Annotated in this window: 2 protein-coding genes; both read left to right on the forward strand. The window is 41.5% G+C overall.

Annotated elements, in window-relative coordinates; all coding sequences use genetic code 11:
- Nucleotides 1-382: 382 nt before the first annotated feature.
- Entirely contained in the window at nt 383-1,393 is a 1,011-nt protein-coding gene (egtD, locus tag AC805_RS01165) for an L-histidine N(alpha)-methyltransferase (RefSeq protein ID WP_055073711.1), read from the forward strand.
- 14 nt (nt 1,394-1,407) lie between these two features.
- The gene (gene ovoA / locus AC805_RS01170) at nt 1,408-2,754 is read left to right on the forward strand and encodes a 5-histidylcysteine sulfoxide synthase (protein WP_055073712.1); all 1,347 of its coding nucleotides are present in this window, start codon (nt 1,408-1,410) and stop codon (nt 2,752-2,754) included.
- The last annotated feature ends 262 nt before the right edge of the window (nt 2,755-3,016 follow it).

Consider the following 3,016-nt stretch of genomic DNA (forward strand, 5'->3'; position numbering starts at 1 on the left):
TACTCCCTTCCCAGTGAAAAATTAGACGTTGCGGCGCTTCGCGCCGCAACGCTAATTCTTGGTTTTTAATGTCTAATTTTATAGCGGGAAGGGAGTATGCCATTTCTTAACTTAAAAAAACTTACGAAGTTTAGTTTTTAATTCACAAAAGTGTTGTCACACTTTCGTGAATTGGTATTAAATATAAAATCTAGAGTCGAAAGCGTTAGCGAACACTGCGTCTTATCAAAAGAGGGGTGGTGGCGCTTGGTGCTGTCCCTCATCTCTTGGTTTTTATTTGGGTTTTATTTCCAAAGCAAAACTTGCATTGCTATACAATTACGAGCAATCATCCAAATCATTATTTGGGATCGTAAAAATACAAACAGGAAAAGATCCAAGTATGACAGTTAAACATTTAAAAATACTCCATGAGAGTAATCCAGCCATTATTCAAAACATTGGTAAAGATGGTGATGATGTATGCCAAGGATTAACCCAAACCCCCAAAAGTTTGCCCCCAAAGTATTTTTATGACGATCGCGGTTCGGAATTATTTGAGCAGATTTGTGATTTACCCGAATATTACCCCACGCGCACCGAAGCATGGATTTTAAATCAATATGCCGATGAAATTGCTGCAATTACAGGCTCCTGTGAATTAGTAGAATTAGGTAGTGGTAGCTCTACAAAAACCCATTATTTATTAAATGCCTATCAAAAAGTAGCTAATTTATTAACTCCGTCTATTCCTGATGCTTTTAGTTATATTCCGATCGATGTCAGTGGTGGCATCCTCAAAACGACAGTCTCACATTTGCACCAAAAGTATCCCGATCTCTCCCTAGAAGGACTACTTGGTACCTACGAAGAAGCATTACTCTATCTTGGCAAAAATCATGAACGATCGCGCATGATTTTCTTTTTAGGTAGCTCCATCGGCAATTTTTCCGCCCTAGATTCTAATGCGTTCCTCGGTAAAGTTTCCCATTCCTTAACTCAAGGGGATTATTTTTTATTGGGGATTGATTTGCAGAAGCCCAAGGATATCTTAGAAGCTGCCTATAACGATAGTCAAGGCATCACGGCAGCTTTTAATTTAAATATGCTTTCCCATTTAAATTGGCGTTTCCAAGGTGATTTCAATCTCGATCTGTTTACCCATCAAGCTATTTATAACGAATTAGATCGCCAAATCGAAATGTATCTCTATGCCAGAGAAACCCATCAAGTATCCCTAGATATTCTCGATCTCAAAATCGAATTTCAAGCTGGCGATCGCATTCTTACCGAGATTTCCCGTAAGTTCGATCTAGAGGCGGTACAAGCCCAACTGCGATCGCAAGGTTTAACAACCATCAAAATCTGGACAGATTCCCATCAATGGTTTGCTCTAGTTCTCTGTCAGTTGTAAGTAAATTTAAATCTATGCATAATATTCCCTTTGCTAAGGTTCCTCAATTAGATAAATGCGATCGCCAAGAGATTCTGGATTATTTTCAACGGGCTTGGCAAATTGAAGATGACTTGATGAGAAGTTTAGTCGATCCCGAGACTTTTTATACGAATCCCGATCCACTGCGTAATTTATTGATTTTCTACTTAGGACATTCGGCTGTATTTTATATCAACAAGGCGATCCTTGTCGGACTCCTAGAACAACGGATACATCCCAATTTTGAAAGGTTATTTGAAATTGGGGTCGATCCTGAAAAGCCCGATGAAATTGCGAGTATTTTTGAGAGTCTACGGCAAGCAGAAGTTACTGCTGTTTGGCAGTATCGCGAACGGGTATATCAGGCGATCGTAGAACTAATCAATGGATTGACGAATATTGCTCTACCCATTAATCAAGCGCATCCGCTTTGGGCGCTCATGATGGCGATCGAGCATCAATATATCCATATCGAAACTTCATCGATGTTGATTCGCCAATTGCCCGTTGCAAAACTACAACGCCCTCCCAACTGGCAATATGCCCCCACCAATGGTTATACCAACACCAATGAAATGGTCGAAATTAAGCATGGGAAGGTGCATTTGGGCAAACCTCAAGATTCTGCTACCTATGGCTGGGATATTGAATATGGCGATCGCCTTGTGGATGTAGAAACTTTTCAAGCCAGTAAATATCTGGTGACTAATGCCGAATTTCTGGATTTTGTAAAGGATGGTGGCTACGCGAATCAAGCCTACTGGGACGAGCGATCTTGGGCTTGGCGGCAGCAACACCAAGTGCAACATCCCAAATTTTGGATTCCTAGCAATGATACCTATAGATATCGGGCGATGTTCGATGAAATTTCCATGCCCTTTGATTTTCCCGTAGAAGTCAATCACCATGAAGCGATCGCCTATTGTCGCTGGAAAGGCGATCGCATACGCCTGATGAGCGAAGCGGAATGGTATCTAGCAACCTACGGCGAATCGGGCTCGCTTTCTTCGCCATCGAAGGAGGATACTGACTTCAATCTCAATTTAAAATTTGCTTCGCCTAACCCCGTCGGGTATCTAGAGCAAGCCCAAAGTCCATCGGGACTTTACGACCTGCGCGGTAATGTTTGGGAATGGTTGAGTGATAATTTAACGCCACTCACAGGATATAAACCCCATTATCTCTATGAGAACTATTCCGCACCATATTTTGACACAAAGCATAATATGATGGCTGGTGGCTCATGGATGACCAATGGAACGGAAGCCTGTAAGTATTACCGCAACTGGTTTCGCCCTAACTTCTATCAACATGCAGGATTTAGAATCGCCTATGCTTAGCTACCGATCATAATCAAGAAACCTTTTGAAAGTGTGGCTTCGCCACACTTTCAAAAGGTTTCTTGTGGTTCTTGAAAATTGCTAAATATTTAAGGATGGGCAGCGCTTCGCACTGCCCATCCTTAAACTATAGCTACCGCTAACTGTATCAGGACATATAGATAATTCAAATAAAAACTACAGCTTCGACTTCGCTCAGCTAGCTTACACCGAGGGCTGAGCGAAGTCGAAGCCCGTCTACAAGTTATTTAAAACAACTATA

Source organism: Pseudanabaena sp. 'Roaring Creek' (assembly GCF_001402795.1).
Taxonomy (GTDB): Bacteria; Cyanobacteriota; Cyanobacteriia; order Pseudanabaenales; family Pseudanabaenaceae; genus Pseudanabaena.

Excerpts from the sequence above, each read along its gene's own strand:
- egtD (WP_055073711.1), top strand. The coding sequence starts at position 383 with ATGACAGTTAAACATTTAAAAATACTCCATGAGAGTAATCCAGCCATT.
- ovoA (WP_055073712.1), top strand. The coding sequence starts at position 1,408 with ATGCATAATATTCCCTTTGCTAAGGTTCCTCAATTAGATAAATGCGAT.